This is a genomic window from Clostridium lundense DSM 17049, assembly GCF_000619945.1.
In the GTDB taxonomy this organism is placed as follows: Bacteria; Bacillota; Clostridia; order Clostridiales; family Clostridiaceae; genus Clostridium_AO; species Clostridium_AO lundense.
Genome location: NZ_JHVC01000008.1, coordinates 171,962 through 193,135, shown reverse-complemented (window position 1 = coordinate 193,135; position 21,174 = coordinate 171,962). Strand labels below are relative to the sequence as shown.

The 21,174-nt window shown below is 28.2% G+C and carries 24 protein-coding genes, 1 pseudogene and 1 riboswitch; of the genes and pseudogenes, 22 read left to right on the top strand and 3 right to left on the bottom strand.

Annotated features, from left to right (window positions below; translation table 11 throughout):
* Window positions 1–13 precede the first annotated feature (13 nt).
* The 6 genes and pseudogenes from T514_RS24450 to T514_RS0111165 all read left to right on the top strand — a co-directional run bounded on the left by T514_RS24450 (window position 14) and on the right by T514_RS0111165 (window position 6,491).
* Window positions 14–2,059, top strand: a complete 2,046-nt coding sequence (locus T514_RS24450) for a putative bifunctional diguanylate cyclase/phosphodiesterase (RefSeq protein ID WP_051542009.1) — start codon at window positions 14–16, stop codon at window positions 2,057–2,059.
* Window positions 2,060–2,086: 27 nt separating this feature from the next.
* Window positions 2,087–3,049 (top strand): response regulator, encoded by a 963-nt coding sequence (locus T514_RS0111185; protein WP_027624855.1) that lies wholly within the window; start codon window positions 2,087–2,089, stop codon window positions 3,047–3,049.
* Window positions 3,050–3,348: 299 nt separating this feature from the next.
* Window positions 3,349–4,368 carry a LacI family DNA-binding transcriptional regulator gene (locus T514_RS0111180; RefSeq protein WP_027624854.1) on the top strand — a complete coding sequence of 340 codons (1,020 nt, stop codon included), beginning with the start codon at window positions 3,349–3,351 and terminating at the stop codon, window positions 4,366–4,368.
* Between the two features lie 104 nt (window positions 4,369–4,472).
* Window positions 4,473–5,699, top strand: a pseudogene (locus T514_RS24445) (NupC/NupG family nucleoside CNT transporter).
* A gap of 91 nt (window positions 5,700–5,790) precedes the next feature.
* A complete protein-coding gene (locus tag T514_RS0111170; RefSeq protein ID WP_027624853.1) occupies window positions 5,791–5,979 on the top strand; it encodes a DUF896 domain-containing protein in 189 nt (62 codons plus the stop codon).
* 179 nt (window positions 5,980–6,158) lie between these two features.
* A complete protein-coding gene (locus tag T514_RS0111165) occupies window positions 6,159–6,491 on the top strand; it encodes a hypothetical protein (protein WP_027624852.1) in 333 nt (110 codons plus the stop codon).
* Window positions 6,492–6,559: 68 nt separating this feature from the next.
* On the opposite strand, the gene greA is transcribed toward T514_RS0111165, so the two are convergent.
* A complete protein-coding gene (gene greA / locus T514_RS0111160) occupies window positions 6,560–7,024 on the bottom strand; it encodes a transcription elongation factor GreA (RefSeq protein WP_027624851.1) in 465 nt (154 codons plus the stop codon).
* A 426-nt stretch (window positions 7,025–7,450) separates the two neighbouring features.
* Window positions 7,451–7,562: riboswitch (THF riboswitch) on the top strand.
* Window positions 7,563–7,623: 61 nt separating this feature from the next.
* On the opposite strand from greA, the gene T514_RS0111155 reads away from it, so the two are divergent.
* The 9 genes from T514_RS0111155 to T514_RS27555 all read left to right on the top strand — a co-directional run bounded on the left by T514_RS0111155 (window position 7,624) and on the right by T514_RS27555 (window position 13,521).
* Window positions 7,624–8,139, top strand: coding sequence for a folate family ECF transporter S component (locus tag T514_RS0111155; protein ID WP_027624850.1), 516 nt, complete (start codon window positions 7,624–7,626; stop codon window positions 8,137–8,139).
* Between the two features lie 133 nt (window positions 8,140–8,272).
* Window positions 8,273–8,944, top strand: a complete 672-nt coding sequence (locus T514_RS0111150; protein ID WP_027624849.1) for a hypothetical protein — start codon at window positions 8,273–8,275, stop codon at window positions 8,942–8,944.
* A 51-nt stretch (window positions 8,945–8,995) separates the two neighbouring features.
* Entirely contained in the window at window positions 8,996–9,787 is a 792-nt protein-coding gene (locus tag T514_RS0111145) for a TraX family protein (RefSeq protein WP_027624848.1), read from the top strand.
* A gap of 69 nt (window positions 9,788–9,856) precedes the next feature.
* Entirely contained in the window at window positions 9,857–10,561 is a 705-nt protein-coding gene (locus tag T514_RS0111140) for a hypothetical protein (protein WP_027624847.1), read from the top strand.
* 89 nt (window positions 10,562–10,650) lie between these two features.
* Window positions 10,651–11,028: a GntR family transcriptional regulator gene (locus T514_RS0111135; RefSeq protein WP_027624846.1), complete on the top strand. Its 378-nt coding sequence runs from the start codon at window positions 10,651–10,653 to the stop codon at window positions 11,026–11,028.
* Complete coding sequence (locus T514_RS0111130; RefSeq protein ID WP_027624845.1) at window positions 11,021–11,608, top strand: hypothetical protein; 588 nt, start codon at window positions 11,021–11,023, stop codon at window positions 11,606–11,608. The genes T514_RS0111135 and T514_RS0111130 overlap by 8 nt, the downstream gene beginning before the upstream one ends.
* Window positions 11,609–11,625: 17 nt before the next feature.
* Window positions 11,626–12,492: an ABC transporter ATP-binding protein gene (locus T514_RS0111125; protein WP_027624844.1), complete on the top strand. Its 867-nt coding sequence runs from the start codon at window positions 11,626–11,628 to the stop codon at window positions 12,490–12,492.
* A gap of 36 nt (window positions 12,493–12,528) precedes the next feature.
* The gene (locus T514_RS0111120) at window positions 12,529–13,212 is read left to right on the top strand and encodes a hypothetical protein (protein ID WP_027624843.1); all 684 of its coding nucleotides are present in this window, start codon (window positions 12,529–12,531) and stop codon (window positions 13,210–13,212) included.
* A 174-nt stretch (window positions 13,213–13,386) separates the two neighbouring features.
* Entirely contained in the window at window positions 13,387–13,521 is a 135-nt protein-coding gene (locus T514_RS27555) for a hypothetical protein (RefSeq protein ID WP_278246525.1), read from the top strand.
* A gap of 151 nt (window positions 13,522–13,672) precedes the next feature.
* Here T514_RS27555 and T514_RS0111110 read toward each other — a convergent pair whose 3' ends face one another.
* On the bottom strand, window positions 13,673–14,542 hold the full coding sequence (locus T514_RS0111110; protein ID WP_027624842.1) for a formate/nitrite transporter family protein: 870 nt from the start codon (window positions 14,540–14,542) through the stop codon (window positions 13,673–13,675).
* A 215-nt stretch (window positions 14,543–14,757) separates the two neighbouring features.
* On the opposite strand from T514_RS0111110, the gene T514_RS0111105 reads away from it, so the two are divergent.
* Window positions 14,758–15,261 (top strand): gamma carbonic anhydrase family protein, encoded by a 504-nt coding sequence (locus tag T514_RS0111105; RefSeq protein WP_027624841.1) that lies wholly within the window; start codon window positions 14,758–14,760, stop codon window positions 15,259–15,261.
* 68 nt (window positions 15,262–15,329) lie between these two features.
* Window positions 15,330–15,671: a single-stranded DNA-binding protein gene (locus T514_RS0111100; protein ID WP_027624840.1), complete on the top strand. Its 342-nt coding sequence runs from the start codon at window positions 15,330–15,332 to the stop codon at window positions 15,669–15,671.
* Window positions 15,672–15,866: 195 nt separating this feature from the next.
* Here the strand turns inward: T514_RS0111100 and T514_RS0111095 are convergent, their stop codons facing one another.
* Window positions 15,867–16,733 carry a DegV family protein gene (locus T514_RS0111095; RefSeq protein ID WP_027624839.1) on the bottom strand — a complete coding sequence of 289 codons (867 nt, stop codon included), beginning with the start codon at window positions 16,731–16,733 and terminating at the stop codon, window positions 15,867–15,869.
* A gap of 259 nt (window positions 16,734–16,992) precedes the next feature.
* On the opposite strand from T514_RS0111095, the gene T514_RS0111090 reads away from it, so the two are divergent.
* The 5 genes from T514_RS0111090 to fliF all read left to right on the top strand — a co-directional run bounded on the left by T514_RS0111090 (window position 16,993) and on the right by fliF (window position 21,170).
* Window positions 16,993–17,868, top strand: a complete 876-nt coding sequence (locus T514_RS0111090; RefSeq protein ID WP_027624838.1) for a flagellin N-terminal helical domain-containing protein — start codon at window positions 16,993–16,995, stop codon at window positions 17,866–17,868.
* 526 nt (window positions 17,869–18,394) lie between these two features.
* A complete protein-coding gene (gene flgB / locus T514_RS0111085; RefSeq protein ID WP_027624837.1) occupies window positions 18,395–18,796 on the top strand; it encodes a flagellar basal body rod protein FlgB in 402 nt (133 codons plus the stop codon).
* Between the two features lie 37 nt (window positions 18,797–18,833).
* A complete protein-coding gene (gene flgC, locus T514_RS0111080) occupies window positions 18,834–19,268 on the top strand; it encodes a flagellar basal body rod protein FlgC (protein WP_027624836.1) in 435 nt (144 codons plus the stop codon).
* A gap of 12 nt (window positions 19,269–19,280) precedes the next feature.
* The gene (fliE, locus tag T514_RS0111075; RefSeq protein ID WP_027624835.1) at window positions 19,281–19,592 is read left to right on the top strand and encodes a flagellar hook-basal body complex protein FliE; all 312 of its coding nucleotides are present in this window, start codon (window positions 19,281–19,283) and stop codon (window positions 19,590–19,592) included.
* A gap of 15 nt (window positions 19,593–19,607) precedes the next feature.
* Complete coding sequence (gene fliF / locus T514_RS0111070) at window positions 19,608–21,170, top strand: flagellar basal-body MS-ring/collar protein FliF (RefSeq protein ID WP_027624834.1); 1,563 nt, start codon at window positions 19,608–19,610, stop codon at window positions 21,168–21,170.
* Window positions 21,171–21,174 lie beyond the last annotated feature (4 nt).

The following is a 21,174-nucleotide window of genomic DNA, read 5'->3' as shown; positions in this document are numbered from 1 at the left end:
AGAGGTGAGGAAGATGAGAAAAAGAGATATAAAACAAAAATTGCAAATATATGTATTATTTCAAAGTATAGTATTTCCTTTGATGCTTTTATTATTTCAAATTGGTAAAAAAAGTATTTTTATCCACGTGTCTTATATAAGCATAGTTCTAATTTTAGTCATATTAATAATATTTTATTTATCAATAAAGATATTAGGAAAAAATGAAAGAATTGATGAGCTAACTACATTAAAAAATGAGTTAACAAATGAAGAAAATAAATTGCAAAAAAGTTATGAAGAACTTTCGTCTGTTTATGAAGAACTAGCTGCAACTGAGGAGGAACTTAGATCTCAATTTGAAGAGTTACAAAAAAGTGAGGAAGCCTTAAGAGTTAGTGAAGAAAGATATAAATTAGCTGTGGAAGCTGCAAATGATGTTATTTGGGAATTAAATATGAAAAACGGAAGCTTTTTTATATCTGAAAGATGGAAAAGTATTACTGAATATTCTATGAATGAAGATTTGAATTTAAAAGAAATATTAAAATATATAATTCACCCTGAAGATAGAAAGATGTTTTTACAGGATTTAAAGAGATATTTAAATAAAGAAACAATATTATATCAGAGTACATTCAGAATAAAATGTAAATCGGGTCAGTATAAATGGATATATAATAGGGGAAAAGCACAGAGAAACTATGAAGGAAAGGCAATAATGCTATCGGGATCTTTAACAGATATAACAGAAAGAAAAATAATAGAAGAAAAAATGATGCATTTAGCGTCTTATGATCAATTAACTAATCTTCCTAATAAGGGGCTATTATTAAAGGAATTACAAGAATCTATAGATAATATTTTAGAAAGTGGCATAGATAAAAACATTGCAGTGATGTTTTTAGATTTAGATAATTTTAAAAAAATAAATGATATTTTAGGACATAATTATGGAGATCAATTATTAAAAGTTGTTGCTGGAATAATCGAACTTTGTGTAGGAGAAACCAATTATACATCTAGAATAGGTGGAGATGAGTTTTTAGTGTTTTTACCTTGTGACGAGGATTGCAGTAACATAATTAATTTATGCGAAACTATGAGAAGAATGTTTAATAATCCTCTAGAAATAGGAAATAAACATGTATATACTTCTGCAAGTATAGGAATTAGTATATTTCCTAAGGATGGTATGGATGTGAACACGCTTCTTAAAAATGCAGATACTGCTATGTATAGGGCTAAAAATTCAGGTAAAAACAAGTATTGTTTTTTTACTAATGATATGAGAGAAGAGGTTATGAGAAGATCTGAAATAGAGAAAGGCTTAAGAACTGCTCTAGAAAACAATGAATTACAGGTATATTATCAACCTCAAATTAATGTCAACGGTAGAAAATTAGTAGGTTTCGAAGCGCTTTTAAGATGGAATAGCAAAGAGCTTGGCTGGGTATCACCAGCAGAATTTATACCAATAGCAGAAGAAACATGGCTTATAATTCCTATTGGGGAATGGCTTATTAAAACTGTATTTACTCAGTATGGGGAGTGGATGAAAAAGGGATATTCTCCTTTTACTATTGCAATCAATCTATCGGTTATACAAATACAAAATAAAGATTTCGGTGAATTTGTGAGAAAAATTATTTTAGAAACTAATATGGTATCTAAATATATTGAGTTTGAAATCACAGAAACAATACTTATGGAATCCTTGGAGTGTAGTATAGAGTTATTAAATAAATTTAGAGAGTTAGATATAAAAGTTGCTTTAGATGATTTTGGGACAGGATATTCATCATTCAATTATTTAAAGAATTTGCCCATAAATACCATAAAAATTGATAAATCTTTCATTGATAATATTAATTTAAATTCTAGCGATAAAGATATCACACATGGAATAATTACACTTGCGCATAAAATAAATAAGGAAGTAATAGCTGAAGGAGTAGAAGAAGAAGGTCAAGTATCTTTATTAGAAAATATGCAATGTGATAGAATTCAAGGTTATTATTTTAGCAAACCTGTTAGTTTAGAAGCCGCAGAAGAGATGTTGAAATACAGTAATATTTAAAATATCAAATAAAATGGGGGTATTCCTTTGGATAAAAATACTGATCTTTATGGTTGTTTGTTTAAAAATGCTGATAATATAATTTTAGTTGTATCTATTGATGGAAAAATAATAGATGCTAATGATATTGCAGTGAATTCTTATGGATATAGCCATGAAGAGCTAATAAACATGAAAATATTTAAATTAAGAAATAATCAAATTAAAAGTATTGTAGATGCACAAATAATGAAAGCTCTCAAAGAAGAAGTGGTATATTTTCAAACTTATCACTTCAGGAAAGATGGAACTAAATTTCCCGTAAAGGTAAAGATAAAAGCTATAGAGGTTGAAAATGAAAAATATCTTTTAAGCACAATAAAAGATATAAGCCAAAAAAAGCATAAAGAAGAGAATTTTAAACAAAAATATGAAGAGTTAAGGGAAGCTAATAGAACAATATTTCTACTTAAAAAAGAGTTATACATAAAAAATAATGAAATTCAAAGATTAAAAGAAATTTTGGAAGAGTATAAAAAAAGGGAAGAAAGTTCTAAGGACAATAAAACTGATGTAAATTCAGCTGTAAGTGAAGAAAGAATATCAGGTAGATGGTTAGCGGCTAAGAATAAAAATTTAAATATTACAGTGCTTATAGTAGAAGATAATGAAATAAGTAAACAAATAGCTATTTCATTTTTAAGCAAGAAAGGATATAAAGTTATATGTGCAGGAGATGGAAGAGTTGCATTAGAAATATTGGAGAACAATGAAATAGATATAATTTTAATGGATTTAGAAATGCCAGTATTAGATGGGTATGAAACAATAAAGATAATAAGAAAAAGAAATTTTAATAATAAATATATTCCTATTATTGTTATGACTGCTTATTTAGAAAATAAGCATAAGGAAATGTGCTTAAGTATGGGGGTAGAAGATTATATTTCCAAGCCTTTTTCTTCTATAGAGCTTTGTTCTAAAATAGAAAAATATTTTCCAGTAAAATAAGATATATTGGAGAAAATAACTAGTCAAATACAATTATGATGACTAGTTATTTTTATGAGGTAAGGGGTGTGGTAATTTAAGTAAAGTAGTAATTTCTTATTGAAATGTGTATTGGAATATTATATAGTAAGTGTGTAAGCGGTAACATATTAAAAGTAATATTTCTTTATTTTAACCTCTTTGACAGTGTAGGAAAACATTGTATAAGTGCGAATTAAGTTTTAATTTTTATAATTATGTTTTATAATAGTTGTAAAATATAAGGAGTTAATTCCTAAAGTGCGTAAGGGGGATCTTATATGTCAGTCACAATAAATGATATTGCAAAGGAATCAGGTGTGTCTTGTGCAACTGTATCTAGAGTATTGAATGATTCTGGGTATGTGAAAGAGGAAACAAAACAAAAGATATTGAAAGTAATAGAAGAATTAAACTATACTCCTAGTGCTATTGCTAGGAGCTTATCTACAAATAAAACTAATACAGTAGGTGTTATAGTTCCACAAATAAATAATCCGTTTTTTGGAGAAATAATAAAGGGAATTAGTAAAATAGCTGATGAGAATGATTTAAATATAATTCTTTGTGATACAGATGATAGTATGGAAAAAGAACTTAAGGCTTTAAAATTATTAAAAGAACAAAGAATTGAAGGCATACTTATAACTCCAACTTCTGTAGAGGATGAATTTAATAGTGAGTATTTAAAAACTATCGATTCTTTTGGAATACCAATTGTTTTAATAGATGGTAATGTTAAATACTCAACTTTTAATGGAGTATTTGTGGATAATATAAAAGGAGCTTATGATGGTACTGAGGCTTTAATAAAAGCAGGTCACAAAAAAATTGCTATAATTACAGGAAGAATGAATTCTAAACCAGCTCAAGACAGATTTATTGGATACAAAAAAGCTCTAGCTAGGAATAACATTTTGTTCAACAAAGAATACATATTTCATGGAGATTATAATCAGGAAAAGGCATATGAATATACAAAAAAAATTCTATCAATGAAGGATAGACCAACGGCAATTTTTGTGTGTAGTAACATGATGACTTTGGGATGCTTGCAAGCTCTTTATGAGGAAAATATAAGAATACCGGAAGATATGGCTGTAATAGCTTTTGATAGAATAGATGTTTTAAATATAGTGGGTATGAATATCAGTTTTATAAATGGACCTACTATTGAAATGGGCAAAATAGGTATGAAAATTCTTATAGACAATCTAAATAATAAAGAAAATAAAGCGATAAAAAGGATAACACTTTTACCAGAACTTATTTTAAAGGGCTCGGAAAAATATATAAAATAAAAAAATGTGAATTTATTATTCGCATTTTTTATTGAAACGATATGTAACCGCTTTCACATTTTGGCAATAAAGTAAAATATATTAATAATGAATACAAAGGAGAAATTAAGGCGGACAAATTAATAGGTATAATTGGTTTATTTGTATTAATAGGAATAGCCTATTTAATATCAGATAATAAAAAGAAAATCGATTTTAAACTTGTAGGAATTGGTATAACTATGTAATTTGCATTTGCTCTTTTAATATTAAAATTTCCCCCAGGAAGAAAAGCATTTGAGGCAGCTAGTAGTTTAATTACTAAATTATTAGATTTTACCAAGGCAGGTACTTCATTTTTATTTGGAGATTTAGTTAGTTCTGATAAATTTGGTGTTATTTTTGCGTTGCAGGTATTACCAACAATCATATTTTTTTCAGCATTAATGAGCATTTTGTACTATCTTGGTATTATGCAAAAAATCATCTCTGTTTTAGCAAAGTGCATTTTAAAACTTTTAGGAACTAGTGGAGCTGAAACATTATCAGCGGTAGCAAATATATTTGTTGGACAAACTGAAGCGCCATTAGTAGTAAAACCTTTTGTGAAGACAATGACTAAGTCAGAATTATTAACTGTTATGACTGGAGGAATGGCAACTGTTGCAGGAGGAGTTATGGCAGGATATGTGGCCATGGGAGTAGATGCGGGAAATTTGATGGCAGCAAGTATTATGGCTGCACCAGCAAGTTTAATTATATCAAAAATTATAGTGCCTGAAACCGAAACACCAGTAACTAAGGGCAAATTATGTATGGAACTTGAGGGAAATAGTACAGGTGTCATAGATGCAGCAGCTAGTGGTGCCAGTGAAGGATTATCACTTGCTTTAAATGTAGCAGCTATGCTTCTTGCCTTCGTAGCTTTAATAGCATTGATTAATTCAATAATAGGATGGATTGGTGGACTAGTTGGAATGAACTATTTAAGTTTAGGTTGGATTATGGGAAGAGTATTTGCTCCTTTAGCATTTATTATGGGAGTACCTGTTAAAGATATTATAACAGCAGGAGATCTTTTAGGACAAAAGATAGTTTTAAATGAATTTGTAGCTTATGCAAATTTATCACCTATGATTAAAAGTGGAGCAATAAGTCAAAAGACAATAGTAATACTTACATACGCTCTTTGTGGTTTTGCAAATATTAGTTCCATTGCAGTACAAATTGGGGGTATAGGCGGACTTGCTCCAGAAAGACGTCAAGAAATTGCAAAGCTAGGAGTTAGAGCTTTAATTGGAGGATCTTTATCTGCTTTTATGACTGCAACTATAGCAGGAATATTGATATAAGATAAACCGCATAACCTTTTCAGATATTGAGAATATTAATTGTTTATGATATAATGTTAAAATATTTGTGCTGCTAAAGGGAGGTTTTTTTATGACTATGGAAGAATTGATAGCTAAAATTAATTTTTTATATAAGAAAAGTCGAGAAGAAGGTTTGACAGAAGAAGAACAAATAGAGCAAAAAGCATTGAAAGAACAATATTTGGAAAAATTCAGGAATAATTTTAGAGCTCAGTTAGAAGGAATGGGAAGAGTATCGAATAAGAAACCTAAGCAATAAAGATATGGTTGAGTTAAACCATATCTTTTTTTAGTATATGTATCATATTATGGATACATTTTCACATTTTTTTTACATTTGTTTATATATATAAATCTAAGTATGATATAATGTAATTAGATTATTAATCATATGGTTTTATATAAAATTATTATTTATTATTTGTGGAGGTATTTGTGATGGAAGATAAAATATTAATAAGTAAAGATATATTAAAAAAAATTCAATCAAGAGCTATAACTATAAAGCTTGTTTCTACAGATAGGCAGATTACAAAAGAAGCTGAGGAAATATTAGAAATAATAAATGTGCAACTTAAGGAAAATTCTTTAAGTTTATTAGAGAGAATAGATAAAAAGATGAAAGAAACAAAATTAAGTGATCCTGAGCTAAATGCTAATTTGTACATACTATATAGAAATTTATCCGGTGGGAAAATAAGTGAACAGGATGCGGATGCTTTATTTGAACTATATATAAAATCTGAACCTTTTAATAAAACTATATATTAGTGTATTTTTAAATTACGTTGAATTTATAATAATAGGACTAGTTTTAAATATCTAGTCCTATTTAATGATTATAATATTTTAATTACTTCAACGTCGTAGTCACCGTCTGGAGATTCTACAGTTACTTTGTTGCCTATATGTAATTTATATAGAGCTTTTCCTAAAGGAGATTCTATACTTATTTTCATATTTTTCACATCAGATTCTACAGAACTTACTAATGTTACTTCCTCATCTTCATCTAAATCATAAAATCTTACTACTGCAGTTTTATTTAAATCAAAGACATTTTCATCAGTAGAACTTTCTACTACTATAGAATTTTTTAATTGAGCTTCTAATTCTAATATTCTAGTTTCATTTAATGATTGATCATCTTTTGCAGCACTATAATCTGCATTTTCGCTTAAATCTCCTTGAGCACGAGCAAGCTTTAAAGCAGTTTTTATTTCTACTCTTTTTACTGTTTTTAAGTATTCTAACTCATCTTCTATTTTCTTTTTAGCTGATTTAGTAAGAATTATTTCTCCCATTATAACTTTCACCATCCTATAATATTTTTATTTATCCCATAACTACCCACTCTAATATTCTCATATTCTTCAAAGAGGGCTTAAAGAGCCGTTATGTCCTTGGATAACGATTTCTAAGTTTTAGAGGGAGTAAAAAACTCCCTCTTAAGCTTAGGACTCTGTTTATATATTAGATTTAACTATATTTTAAATAATAAGTTTTACCTAAGATATGACCCATATCTAATAATTTTATCACTAATGATATGTTTTAATCAAGGACTTTAAGGTAAGTAGATAATTATCCACTAAAAAAATAAGAGATATTCTCATAATTTTATAATTTATAATGATAAAACTGTAAATTATAACAATTTTGGAAATTGTCAAAAAACGCCTTGCTTTTTTTCTATATTTTGTTATATAATGAATACGAGGTTGTTGCTGGTTAGAGTAGGTGGTTGCGCGTTAAGTGCTAGTTGGATTGGAAGTTGCCACTAGACGAAAAAAGTTTTATTATAATGAAACTTTTGCGATGCAATTACCGCATTCCACTAACGTCGTGGGGCCACTTTTCTCTATTAGTAAAACTTATTATAAAAGAAGGGGGGAGTGGCACTATGAGAGACACTAAAAAAATTGTTTTTATTGGGCTTCTAGTTGCATTACAGGTTATACTTACTAGATTTTTAGGTATAGAAACGCCTATAGTTAGAGTAAGTTTTGGATTTTTGCCATTAGCTTTAGCAGGGATGCTTTTTGGACCATTAGTAGGTGGAATAACAGGAGCTTCAGCAGATATTCTTGGAATGTTAATATTCCCAAAAGGAGCATATTTTCCAGGATTTACAGTAAGCACAGCATTATCTGGAGCTATTTATGGAATGTTTCTTCATAAAAAATCTAAAAGTATAGTTAACATTTCAATAGCAGCAATTAGTATAACACTATTTATAAATTTAGGATTAAATACATTATGGCTTTCTATGTTAACAGGAAAGGGTGTATATGCGATAATTACACCTAGAATAATTAAAAACTTAATAGAACTACCAATAAGAGTTATTGTTATTTATACAGCATGGAAAGCTGTAGGATCATGTTTAAATAAAAATAATGAAAAAATGGCAGTTTAAATAATAAAAAACACCAAGAGGATTTATCTTGGTGTTTTTGTTTTTTTAATGCATAGGATTACATTATTGACAAATATATGAAGAGGTGATATAGTTAGTTGCATAAGTAACTAACTGATTAAGGGGGGATTATATGAATTCGCTACAAACGTTAAAGATACAAAGATTTAAGTATATGCTGAGCTTGATTTTTGCTAGTCAACGAAGAGTTTTATCTGCTCTTCTCATTATTTTTGAGGTTTTATTGTTATCTTTAAGTTTAATATTATCAGAAAGCTATGATGGTCTCTTTTTTGTAATGTTATATTTTTATATTGGCAGTATAAGTTATATAGTTGAGTCTATTTGTAATGATTTAAATTGTTTTGTTAGTTTGGGGTATAGGAGAAAAGAAATTTATGATAATATTTTTAAGATTTTTTTAGGAATTTCAAGTATAGCTTCTATACTAGTGATTTTATTTCAATATAGTATAAATTCAGGGAAAGAAGGAGTTGTTTTTTTAGGAATAATATTTTCTGAATTAAATGTTTTTTCTAGTATAGGTATATTTTTATTATCATTTGTTTTCTTCATGACAATATCGGCACTTGCTAATAGCTTTGGAATGATAGAATTTGAAAATCCTAGGTATTTGTTTCCAGTTTTCTTAGTTTTATGGATTATAGTAAGAAATATTTGTAAGTTTAAATTTCTTATTTTAAAATTATCAATTCCATTATTTATAATGGCAATAGTAATTATATATTTAGCCTATAAATATGGATTGAAAGCTTTTAAAAATAAGGATATTAAAAGTGAATAGGGATAAATTCTATTTTGGATATATTATTTTAGAGGAGTGGTAAAAGTGAATATGTCTGTAACTGAAAAAAGAGAACTGGCAGGAAAAAGGGGAATGTCAGGTAGTACATTAAAAATTATGGCGGTTATTTCTATGTTAATTGATCACATTGGGGGAGTATTAATTTTAATGGGTATATATTATAAGTTAATACCCTATCATGGGAATATGAACATGGATTATAGTTCTAAATTATATATTGTTTTTATGATGATGAGGGCTATAGGTCGTATAGCTTTTCCTATATTTTGTTTTTTGCTTGTTGAAGGATATGTTCATACAAGCAATAAAAAGAAATATGCATTAAGAATTTTTATATTTGCACTGATTTCTGAAATACCATTCAATTTGGCATTTGGTAATAAAGTATTTATACCAGTCTCACGATTAAACAATGTATTTTTTACATTATTTTTAGGAATATGTGTAATGTATCTAATTGAATTTATTCAAAATAAAAAAATGAACAAAGTAGCAACTGTACTTGCTATTGTAGGGACTATAGTAGTATTTGGAGCAATAGCCAAGTTTATAAAATGTGATTTTAAATATTTCGGTATACTCTGCATAGCTCTTTTTTATATATTTAGGGAAAAAAGGATATTACAAATATTATCAGGAGTTATTGTATTTTTATATGAGGTACCAGCAAGTTTTGGTATTGTGTATCTTTCGCTAATTCCAATTTATTTTTATAACGGAAAAAGGGGATTAGATATAAAATACTTCTTTTATATTTTTTATCCAGCACATTTACTTATTTTGTACTTTATAAGAGTGTACTTGGCAACAAAGGGTATTTAAAAAGTTGAAAAAATCAATACTTACTAATTTTGTAAGTTTTTAATTAAAAATTTTCAGGAGGGAAATTTTATGTATAAGGAAGTTTGGGATAAGTATATGAAAGGATTTAAATTGATACTGCCATTTATTTTGGTGTATGTACTGTTTCAAAATACTAGCTTTAATTTCAAGTTCGTTGAATATGGTTTTTTTGAAGGAAAATTTTCAACTTTTAAGCAAGCGGTAGAAAATAACTTAATATCAATTCTATTTATTTTATTTGTAGGTTCATTATTTTACTCATTTTTAACTGTAGTTATAAAGAAATTAATAAATGGTGAAATTATAAATTATATAGAAAGTTTTAAAGAAAGTTTAGGTATTTATTTAAAATATTTAGGATTAAATATAATTCTATCTGGTGTCATGTTAGGAGTAATGCTACTAGGTTTCTTCCATATAATAATGCCAATTGCATTTATTTTAATGATATATCTTAGTGTGATATTTACACCATGTGAGGCATATTTGGTGTATAACAATTCAAGTCCAGTTGAAGCTTTTAAAAAAGGAATATCAGTTGGTAAAAAATATTCTGGAGAAATAATATTATTATCCATTATGATATGTATTATACTAGGTATAGCTTCAGTAATAACTATAAGTATGAAAACTAGTCCTATAGGCGAGATATTTGTTGATTTTATAAACACATGTGCATTGTTTTATGTATATGCTTTTGCTATGACAATTTGCAAAAAAGAAGGGAAAGAAGAACAAGCTTTAGAATATTAAATTTGTTAAAACTGTGGGATGGATGGTATATCCATCCTATTACCCCTGAGGTATAAAGTTTTAAGGATACATAAAGAGGTGAAAAAAACTTGAAATTAATACTAGATGACTCTAAGCCTATATATTTACAAGTAGCTCAAGGTATTGAGGATGATATATTAAATGGGTTTTTAAAGGAGGAGGAGCAGGTCATGTCTACAAATCAATTTTCTGAGGTATATGGTATTAATCCTGCTACCTCCAGAAAAGGTATAAACATTTTAGCAGAGGAAGATATATTGTATAAAAAAAGAGGAATAGGTATGTTTGTTAAATCAGGGGCTAAGGAATATATAAAAGAAAAGAGAAGAAAAAGTTTTTTTAAGGAATTTGTTTTGAAAACTATTAAAGAAGGAGAGAAAGTTGATATAACAAAAGAAGAAATTATAGACATGATTAAAAACCATAGGGGGGATGGTAGTGAATAGAAGCGTTTTAAAAGTGTATTTGAGGGGAGATAGATTTTTCTTTTTATGGTTAGTAGTTGCAGCAATTATTTTGCCAATAACAGGTTTTTTTAGTGCCAAATTAATTATGGCTATGGCAACTTTAAAAGTTCTTGATAGATTTGGAAGTAAGAATTTTAAAATGTTTATTTCTCTGGGGTGTACAAGAAAAAAATATTATATAAATACAATAAAAACCTCTCTTACTAATTCTTTATTTCTTTCTATAGTATGTACTATATTGAATTTGATTGGAGAAGGAATTAGTAGCAGTAAAAATATTATTATAATATTTTTATTCTATTTTGTTTTCTATATTTTATTTAGTAGTATAGAAATATTTATTGAAGTCTTATCTATAAGCCAATATGTAGCTATAGAATTTGGGGTGCTATTTTTTTATTTTGTACTATATCTTAGATTTATTTTATTAGGACCTATTATGTTTTGGAATACGGAGTGGATTGTAAAAGAGTTTGTTCCATATTTTTGGGGATGCTTAGCTTCTACTTGTTTTAATATGTTTATGGCCACTGTTGCTTTAAAAACTACAGAAATATAATTATTGGAGGAAAATTTATGGATTTAGCAGTAAGTATAAAAGAGTTATATAAAGTATTTAATAATAAAAAAGTATTGAATGATTTATCTTTAGATATAGAAGATAATAAAATCTATGGCTTAGCAGGAAGAAATGGAGCGGGAAAGACAACTTTATTAAAGATAATAGCTTGTCATTATATAAAAAGTTCAGGAACAGTAGAAGTTTTTGGAGAAGATCCTTTTGAAAATGAAAAAATTTTATCAAAAATTTGTTTTGTAAGTGATGGAAATAATTTCATGCCTAATATGAATTGTAAGGAAATCTTTGATATAGCAAAAATATTTTATCCAAATTGGGATGAGGGATTTAAAGAACAGCTCATAGAAAAATTTAATTTAGATGTGGACAAAAGTTACGGAGATCTTTCCAAGGGAATGAAGTCTATGGTAAATATAATAGTAGGACTTGCTAGTCGGGCTCCTTTAACAATGTTTGATGAACCATATTCAGGACTTGACCCAGTGGGAAGAGAAATATTTTACAGGGCACTTTTAGAAGACTATGATAGATATCCTAGATGTATAATATTTTCTACTCACTATTTAGAAGAGGTAAGCAGGCTTTTTGAAAGTATAATTATCATACATAAAGGCAAATTGCTTTTATGCGATGACGTCGATAATTTGAAAGAAAAAGCTTTTTACATAAGAGGAGAAAAAGGAAAGCTGCAGGGTATTGAAGAAAAATTCAATGTTTTAAACAAAGAATTTCATGGAGAGATAGGAAACCTTGAAATATTTCAATACTTATCTGATGAAGAAAAAGAAGCGTTAGAAGAATTGAATTTTCAAGTAGAAACTATGCCTATTCAGAAATTATTTGTAAGTTTAACTATCAAGTAATTATTAGCTTCAAGTGAAGGATTAGGTGGGATGTAAATGAAATTAATAAATAGGAAAAGACTTAATGTTCAATTTAATAGATATTTTTCAGAAGGTTTTTTAGTAGCAGTTTTTTTATTTAGTATTTTAACAGGAGTAATTGTATCTTTATGGTTGCCTTACGATATTAGCAAGTCATATAAAGGCATGAATATTGGGGGTTTTTTAGTGCTTTTGTGCATTTTGGTACCTAGATCCTATGATACAGAAGGATTAAAAAGAGAATTAAGCTGTTTTATAAATTTAAGCTATCCTAGAAAGGAGTATTTTAGAAATAAGGTATTAATAGTTAATTTAATGATAGGTATTTCTGTTGCCGTATCTACAATTATAATGTTCACTCTAATAGATTATGAAGTATTTGGATATTTAGGACTTGTTATGGAAAGAAATTTTATTTCTTTTTTAAAAGTAAACTTTATAAATAGCATTATTTACAATTTATTTTATACTTGTATTGTTATGGTGCAAATTTTATTTATTAAGGTTATACCAAGTGAAATAGGAAAGTTAATATTTAAGGTTATGTGGACTATAGCATTTTTTGTATTTTGGCGTGGATTAATAGGGGATGTTTATGTAAAAATAAATGCACCTAACATTGCTTTAACATGTTCTATAATATTCATCCTTATAGCATATTATATTCATTATAAGTTTATTATGAGTCTAGATGTTTAGCGGGAAATCACATTGTTTTCTATATGTAATTTAGTGTTTATAATTTGAAAAAGTTACTTTCAATCTTTTTACATTGAATAATAATTTAAGTCTATGGAAAAATAATAATATGATTTTAGCATAGCTTTAGTGCAATAAATCATAAATTATTTTTATAAAGGCAGGGGAATTTAGATGAAATCATTTAGAGGAGATAAACATCAAAAGGCAGGGAAAAATGATGGAGTTAGACCTGAAGAAAGAAGACCTAAAAGCAGTAAAAAGAATCCTCCGAGTTATGAAAACTTTAAGGGAGAACCAATAGAGTAAAAAGTGAAATATAAATTTAGTTAACAAATAGAAAATAATTTTTATTGTAGATGTATATTTTTAAAAAAATATGTCAATAATTCGAATGTAAGTGACTCTTGATAAAAGCCCCTATTATAATTGTTAACATAAAAGAGGACTAGTATAATTACTAGCCCTCTTTTATGTTAACAACTGTTTTGTTATAAGATATATTATTAGTTGTATTTTTCCTGTATACCATCCAATAAGCTGCGCCAACAAATAATGCTCCTCCAACTATATTGCCTAAAGTTACCCAGGTTAGATTATGTAATATATTTGACATATTTATTTTTGAGAGTTCTTCATAAGATAACATAGAGGCTTTTGAGAAAATTGAATTAGTTTTTGAAAATAGTCCTATAAATAAAAAATACATATTAGCAACGCTGTGTTCAAAACCAGCAACAACAAATGCCATTATTGGAAACCAAATTATTGATATCTTTCCTACTACATCTTTTGCAGCATAGGATCCCCAAACTGCTAAGCATACAATTATATTGCATAATATACCACTGCAAAAGGCTTTTGATGCAGTAAGGGTACATTTGGCGTATGCAGTTTTAATAACAGCTCCTCCAAGTTTTCCAGAGTTTAATCCTATTGATCCACTAAAATATAATAATAAAACAATTAGCATTGCACCTAAGAAGTTTGAAAAATAAACAAGTATCCAATTTTTTATCATATCATTAGTTTTTAGTTTTTTATCTAAAACTCCTGTAATCATCAAACAATTTCCGGTGAATAATTCTGCACCACAAATAATAACTAACATTAATCCTACAGGAAACACTGCTCCAGCTACAAACTTAGATAGAGAAAAATTTGAGATGGCATGAGACGCTACAGTGGATGAAAAGCCACCTAATGCAATAAAAGCTCCGGCCAGGATTCCAAGTAGAATTACTTGAGTTGATGTTAATTTAGCTTTACCTATAGCGGCATTTATTCCTACATCGCAAAGTTCGTTTGGTTTTAACATACCTTTTTCCATTTTTTACTCCCCTTTTTTACAAATTTATGATATTAATAATAGTAAGAATATAATATAGTACATATTTATTTCTATTATATTCAAATTTTAAAATTTTGTCAAAATTTTCAGTAAATTACCAAGTTAGTGTTTTAATATAATAAAGTAATATGTATTTATGATAAAATATAGGTATAACTTTTTATTAAAAAATACATAGAGAGGAGTAATATAATATGATAGATAGTTTTAATAATAAAGAGCCTAAAATACATAACAGTTGCTTTATAGCCCATAGTGCTGATGTAGTAGGAGATATAGTTATAGGAGAAAAGTCAAACGTATGGTTTGGCACTGTTATAAGAGGGGATACAAACAATGTTGTTATAGGTAAAAATACTAATATACAGGATAATTGTACTCTTCATGTAGATAGTACAGCACCATTAATTATTGGAGATAATGTAACTGTTGGCCATGGAGTAATTTTACATGGTTGCGTTATTAAGAATTCTGCTTTAATAGGAATGGGAAGTATAATACTAAATAATGCTAAAATAGGAGCAGAAAGTATAATAGGTGCTGGTAGTCTGGTTACAGAAGGAAAAGAAATACCATCAGGAGTATTATGTATGGGATCGCCTGCAAGGATTATTAGAGAACTTACAGAAGAAGAAAAAATAAATATAAGAAAAAGTGCAGAACATTACGTAGAACTCTCTGAGCAATACAAAAAATAATGAAACTTTATGTTTATAAATGGAACTTATGGGTATAATCATAGAAAAATATGTTTAGAGGTGGAAAAATGAATAAGGTTTTACTTATTGGGAGATTAACAAAGGATTGTGAATTAAAACATGTGGGTGAAGAAGGTACTCCTTTATTAATTTTTACCTTGGCAGTACAAAGACCATTTATAAACAACAAGGGAGAAAGAGAAGCTGACTTTGTTCCAGTAGCTTATTGGAGAAAATCAGCAGAGAGTATAGCTCCTTATTTAACAAAAGGAAAGCTTGTAAGCATTTCAGGAAGAATTAATGTAAGGTCCTATACTAATAATAATGGTGATAAAAGATATGCTACTCAAATAATTGCTGAAGAAATACAATTCATAGATTATGGAAAAGCAAAAGAGGAAGCAAATTAAATAAAAATAAGTAGTAAATTTTGTTTTTATTGAAAATTTACTACTTAAAAAGAGCATATATAGATTTGATTTACACAAATCTATATATGCTTCCTCACAACCTAATTAGATTTGAAATTTTTTCTAATGCTAATGAAGAAAAATTTTCATTAGCTGTGATCTATCCTCTGTACTCTAAAAATTACGTAGTAATTTTTAAGGCCTTTCCTTACCAAAAAAGCACAATGATAACATTCCTGGTCCTGTATGTGCTCCTATAACTGGACCAACATAGTTTATAATAACTTTTTTTACGTTAAACTCTTCGGTTAATAATTCTTTTAAATATAATGCATCCTCAATACAATCAGCGTGGCTTATACCTATTACATCTTCTGAATTTAAAGAATAATCTTGGAAAAGTTTAATTAAACTTTTTATAGCTTTTTTTCTTCCTCTTGAATTAATTGAATTAATTAATTCACCTTTATTGTTTATAAAAATAATTGGTTTTATATTAAGTATAGTTCCTATTGCAGCAGCGGTATAGGATAATCTTCCTCCCCTTTTTAAATGCATTAGGTTATCAACAAGGAACCAATGGTGTACTCTTAACTTGTTTTTTTCTAACCAATCTATAATTTCATCTTTAGAGCATCCACTATTAAGCATTTCTATAGCTTTGTATACTAAAAGACCTTCTCCAATAGATGCGCTTTTGCTATCAATTATTGTTATATCTGCATTAGGCATTTGATCCAAAATTGTATTTTTTGCTATGATAGCACTGTTTATACAACCACTCATGGCAGAAGACATACCTATATATATAATAGCTTTACCGTCTTTGAGATATTTTTTAAAAGTTTCTTCAAATGTATAAGTGTTTATTTGAGAAGTGGTAGGCATTTCTCCTTGTCTAACGCTATCGTAAAATTTTTTATAAGGTAGGCTTTTACCAAAATCATCAGTATAATCTCCATAACTTAAATGGCAAGTTAAACCTAGGAAAGGTATTTTATTTTCTTCAATAAACTCTAACGGTAAATCACAACTTGAATCTGTTAATATTATAGTGTCCATTCTTTCACGCTCCTTTAAATTTCCTCTATAGTATAATGTTTCATATATTGCTGTATATAAAACAAGTCATGTACGTTATAATTATTCTATAAGAAGATTTAATTTCCTCTTTTTACTAATATAATTAGGCATACGTATTGAGAGGTTAAATGTTTATTCATTTCATTATAAAGTTTTTTTGGAAAAAATACGATATATAAATATGAAATTTAATATAATTATATGATTAAATATGAAAAAATATTATGGAGTGATTGAAATGAGATTAAATCATAACTTATCCTCTCTTAATATATACAGAGAGTATAGCAAAACTTTAAAGGCTAATAGTAAAGCTTTATCTCATATATCTACAGGAGAAAAAGTGGTAAAGGCTTCAGAGGGGCCAAATACAATAGCCAAAAGCGAAAGAATGAGGCTTCAAATAAGGGGCATGCAGATGTCACAGAGAAATGTTCAGGATGGCATTAGTATGATGCAGACTGCTGATGGATCCTTAAGTTCTTTAAGTTCTATTTTAAATAGAGTTAGAGAATTAGTGGTACAGGCCGGAAGTGGATCAAATAATGATGAAGATAAGGAACAAATTAAAGGTGAAATAAATCAGATGTTAGATGGATACAATCAGATTGTAAAAGACACAGAGTTTAATGGAGTAAAATTATTAAGTGTAGAAGATGAAAAAACAATGCAATCAGGAGCTAATTCAGGGGAATCCATAAATATTACATTTAAAGATTTATCTTTGGATAAAGTTGGAGTGCTTAACCCAGATAATAGTGTTGATTCAGATAAAAGTCTTAAGAAATTAAGGGAAGAATTGGATTTAAGTAAACCTGAGGATATAAGTAAAGCTTTGGAAATAGTTGATGCAGCGTCTAACAGTATAATTGATTTAAGAAGTAAGTATGGAGCTCTTTCAAATAAATTTGAAAGTACATTTGATAATTTAGGAGAATTTGAAGCTTCAACTCAAAAGTGCGAAAGTAGAATTAGGGATGCGGATATAGCAGAAGAAATGATACAATTTACAAGAACAGGAGTACTAATAGAAGCAGGTAATGCTATGATGGTTCAATCAAATAAATTTCCACAAGATGTGCTTAGAATATTAGAAAATGTAAGAAGTAGATAGGTTGTTTAAAGAATAGAGGCGCTTTTTTACAAAATGCGCCTCTATTTTTGTTCCAATATTATTGTAATAAATTGAGTTTGCAAAATATATAAATATTTTACTATTTCAACATATATATAACAAAAATTGTTTTGCTAAAAATTATAAAATAATGTAAAATGAATTTGATAATCATATAATCCTTCAAATTGTCTACATATAAAAATAAAAATAATGACAATTTGTAAACAATATAATATAAAATTTAATATAAATATAAAATATATTAAAAATCATATAGAAAAATAAAAGAAAATATTGTATAATAATTGTGTTAATGGAAATCACAAGTTATATACTAGTTGAAAATTGAAACAAGTACATAATAATCATAACCTTTAAATGAAATATTAAATGTGATTTAAAAAAATAATAAAATAGAAAAAAATTAAGTTAATTAAATGAAAAAGATTTTATTTAGTTAAATAAAGTTTTATTGTAAGGTTATGAACAATAATCTAAATTACATAAGTTGGGGGATTCGGATATGAATAGTGTAAATTTGTCTATAGATAGGCAGAATTATGATTTGATGAAAAAATCATTAGATGCTTGTTCTACTAGAAGTGAAGTAATTGAAAATAATATAGCAAACATTAACACAGCAAATTATAAGAGGCGTTATGTAACATTTGAGGAAACGCTAAAGGAAGTTTCGGATAATTTGGGACTTAAGTCCACTAACCCAAAACACATAAGTGAAGAAAATAGGTATGGAGATATAGAAGTAAAGCAAGACAATTCATCAAGTATGAGGCAAGATGGCAACAATGTTGATATTGAAATCGAAAAGGCAAATCAGGCAGCTAATACTTTGATGTATAATGCACTTATCACTCAAGTTAATAATAGGCTTTCAACACAACGTTATATAGTAAATGGAAGATAATATACGAATATAAATATATGAATATGGAGGGGTTAATTTGATAAAGGCATTTAATAATTTAAGAATAAGTGCTAGTGGACTTTCAGCAGAAAGATTAAGAATAGATACTATAGCTTCTAATATGAGTAACGCTACTACTACCAGAGGGAAAAATGGTGAACCGTACAGAAGAAAAGTAGCTATATTTCAAGAAAATTTAACTAAAGAAGTGAATAAAAACACAGGGAAAACTGAAGAAGAATTATTAGGAGTTAAGGCTGTAGGAGTTAAGGAGGATAAATCAGAATTTAGAAGAGTATATGATCCGTCTCACCCTGATGCAGATAAGGATGGATATGTATTAATGCCAAATGTAAATATGTTAAATGAAATGGCAGATTTAATAACAGCAACTCGTTCTTATGAGGCTAATGTAGATTCTATGAATGCGGAAAAGAGTATGTTTATGAAAGCTTTAGAAATAGGAAGGTAGGTGACTTAGTAAATGAGAATAAACGATTTCATACCGAATACTGGAATCTTTAAAGAAATGAGTATGGGGAAAGAAAAAAATCAAGTTACTGAAGATAATTCAGCAAATAGTTTTTTAAGCACATTAAAAGAACAATTAGATCAAATTAATGAAAAACAAATAACAGCTGAAAAAACTTCAGAATCCTTTATAAAGGGTGACGAGGTTAACGTACATAAAGTAATGTTGGATTCAGAAGAAGCAAAAATGTCTTTAGAACTTGCAGTTCAAGTTAGAAATAAAATAGTTGAAGCATATCAGGAGTTGAATAGAATGCAGTTATAGTAAGGAGTGCTAGAAATGAACAAGCTATCCCAATGGGTAAAAGGTTTAAGAGAAAAGTTGAATGAATGGAGTATGAAGAAGAAGATAGCTTATGGTGCCATTTTAGCAGGTGTTTTAGCCACTTTAATATATTTAGGTGTTTCACTAGGTAGTACTAAATATGCAGTACTTTTCTCAAATATAGACAATAATGATATGGGCTCTGTTTATACTAAATTAAAAGAAAAGAAAGAGGATTTCAAAGTTGAAGGTAATTCTATATTGGTACCTAAAGATAAAGTGGACAGTTTAAGAATGGAGATTCTATCAGAAGTTCCTATGACTAGTGGTAGTCAAGGTTTTGAACTTCTTGATAAAAGCAAATTTGGATCAACTGATGCTGAAATGAAGATAAATTACCAAAGAGCTTTACAAGGAGAATTAGAAAGAACAATAAAAGGTTTTCCAGAGATAGACAATGCAAGAGTTCATCTGGTTTTGCCTGAAGATAGTGTTTTTATAAAAGATGCTACTCCTTCTACAGCTTCAATTACATTAAAATTGAAACCTTATAAAAAATTAACTGAGGATCAAGTAAAAGCTATAGTAGCTTTAGTATCTGGTAGTGTGAAAAACTTACCTAAAGAAAATGTAGAGATAAATGATACTAATGGAAGCTTAACTAAGGACTTATTTAATAAAGATAATTTGGATACAGCTAGCGCTGCTGAAAAACAGCAGGGGCTAAAAAGAGAATATGAAAAGAATTTAGAAAATAAAGCATTAAACATGTTAGAAGCTGTTTATGGCAAGGATAAAGTGAAGGTTAAAGTAAATACGGATTTGAATTTTGATGCTACAGAAAAAGAGACAGTTACATATGATCCTAAAAATGTAGTTGTCAGTGAAAAAAATGTAAAAGATACTAATAAAGATTCTGGAAATGCTGGAAGTGGAAGTCCTGTAGATGATGCTATGGGAAATAAAATAGAGCAAAATAAAGATGGAAGTATAACTACTCATGAAGAAAATACTAAAAATTATGAAATATCAAAAGTTCAGGACAAAACTATTAAAGCACCAGGAGCTGTTGAAAGATTAACTGTTTCTGTAGTATTAGATGGTACACTAGATAATGCTACAAGAACTGCTGTTACAAATTCAGTTGCATCTGCAGTAGGTTATGATCAAAAGAGAGGGGATACCATAAGTGTAGAAGGAATTCCTTTTGATACTGCTGCAAAAGAAAAAGTAAATAAAGATCTAGAGGAAATGAAGAAAGAAGAAGAAGCACAAAAACGTGCGAAATTGTATACAGGTTTAGGTATATTAGCAGGTATAGCTGTAATTGGATTAATTACATTCTTAATTCGCAGAAAGAAAAAAGAGGATATAGAAGAAGATATGGAAACACAGGGTATAGATGTAGTTATAGCTGATGATACACCAGCAGAAGAGCAAGCTAAATTTAAACCAATTCAATTAGATGTAGAAAATGAAAAGACTCATATTGAAAAAGAAATTAGAAAATATGCTACAGAAAAGCCAGAACAAGTTGCAGATATTATTAAATCATGGTTAGCAGAGGATGAGAGGTGATAGT

What these genes read in the sequence shown, in the direction of transcription:
- T514_RS0111165 (WP_027624852.1), top strand. Translation starts at nt 6,159, where the DNA reads ATGGAAGATAAAATATTAATAAGTAAAGATATATTAAAAAAAATTCAA.
- flgB (WP_027624837.1), top strand. Translation starts at nt 18,395, where the DNA reads ATGAATAGTGTAAATTTGTCTATAGATAGGCAGAATTATGATTTGATG.
- T514_RS0111180 (WP_027624854.1), top strand. Translation starts at nt 3,349, where the DNA reads ATGTCAGTCACAATAAATGATATTGCAAAGGAATCAGGTGTGTCTTGT.
- T514_RS0111100 (WP_027624840.1), top strand. Translation starts at nt 15,330, where the DNA reads ATGAATAAGGTTTTACTTATTGGGAGATTAACAAAGGATTGTGAATTA.
- T514_RS0111125 (WP_027624844.1), top strand. Translation starts at nt 11,626, where the DNA reads ATGGATTTAGCAGTAAGTATAAAAGAGTTATATAAAGTATTTAATAAT.
- T514_RS0111120 (WP_027624843.1), top strand. Translation starts at nt 12,529, where the DNA reads ATGAAATTAATAAATAGGAAAAGACTTAATGTTCAATTTAATAGATAT.
- T514_RS27555 (WP_278246525.1), top strand. Translation starts at nt 13,387, where the DNA reads ATGAAATCATTTAGAGGAGATAAACATCAAAAGGCAGGGAAAAATGAT.
- T514_RS0111105 (WP_027624841.1), top strand. Translation starts at nt 14,758, where the DNA reads ATGATAGATAGTTTTAATAATAAAGAGCCTAAAATACATAACAGTTGC.
- T514_RS0111140 (WP_027624847.1), top strand. Translation starts at nt 9,857, where the DNA reads ATGTATAAGGAAGTTTGGGATAAGTATATGAAAGGATTTAAATTGATA.
- T514_RS0111150 (WP_027624849.1), top strand. Translation starts at nt 8,273, where the DNA reads ATGAATTCGCTACAAACGTTAAAGATACAAAGATTTAAGTATATGCTG.
- T514_RS0111090 (WP_027624838.1), top strand. Translation starts at nt 16,993, where the DNA reads ATGAGATTAAATCATAACTTATCCTCTCTTAATATATACAGAGAGTAT.
- T514_RS0111145 (WP_027624848.1), top strand. Translation starts at nt 8,996, where the DNA reads ATGTCTGTAACTGAAAAAAGAGAACTGGCAGGAAAAAGGGGAATGTCA.
- T514_RS0111095 (WP_027624839.1), bottom strand. Translation starts at nt 16,733, where the DNA reads ATGGACACTATAATATTAACAGATTCAAGTTGTGATTTACCGTTAGAG.
- T514_RS24450 (WP_051542009.1), top strand. Translation starts at nt 14, where the DNA reads ATGAGAAAAAGAGATATAAAACAAAAATTGCAAATATATGTATTATTT.
- greA (WP_027624851.1), bottom strand. Translation starts at nt 7,024, where the DNA reads ATGGGAGAAATAATTCTTACTAAATCAGCTAAAAAGAAAATAGAAGAT.
- T514_RS0111170 (WP_027624853.1), top strand. Translation starts at nt 5,791, where the DNA reads ATGACTATGGAAGAATTGATAGCTAAAATTAATTTTTTATATAAGAAA.
- fliF (WP_027624834.1), top strand. Translation starts at nt 19,608, where the DNA reads ATGAACAAGCTATCCCAATGGGTAAAAGGTTTAAGAGAAAAGTTGAAT.
- T514_RS0111155 (WP_027624850.1), top strand. Translation starts at nt 7,624, where the DNA reads ATGAGAGACACTAAAAAAATTGTTTTTATTGGGCTTCTAGTTGCATTA.
- fliE (WP_027624835.1), top strand. Translation starts at nt 19,281, where the DNA reads ATGAGAATAAACGATTTCATACCGAATACTGGAATCTTTAAAGAAATG.
- T514_RS0111110 (WP_027624842.1), bottom strand. Translation starts at nt 14,542, where the DNA reads ATGGAAAAAGGTATGTTAAAACCAAACGAACTTTGCGATGTAGGAATA.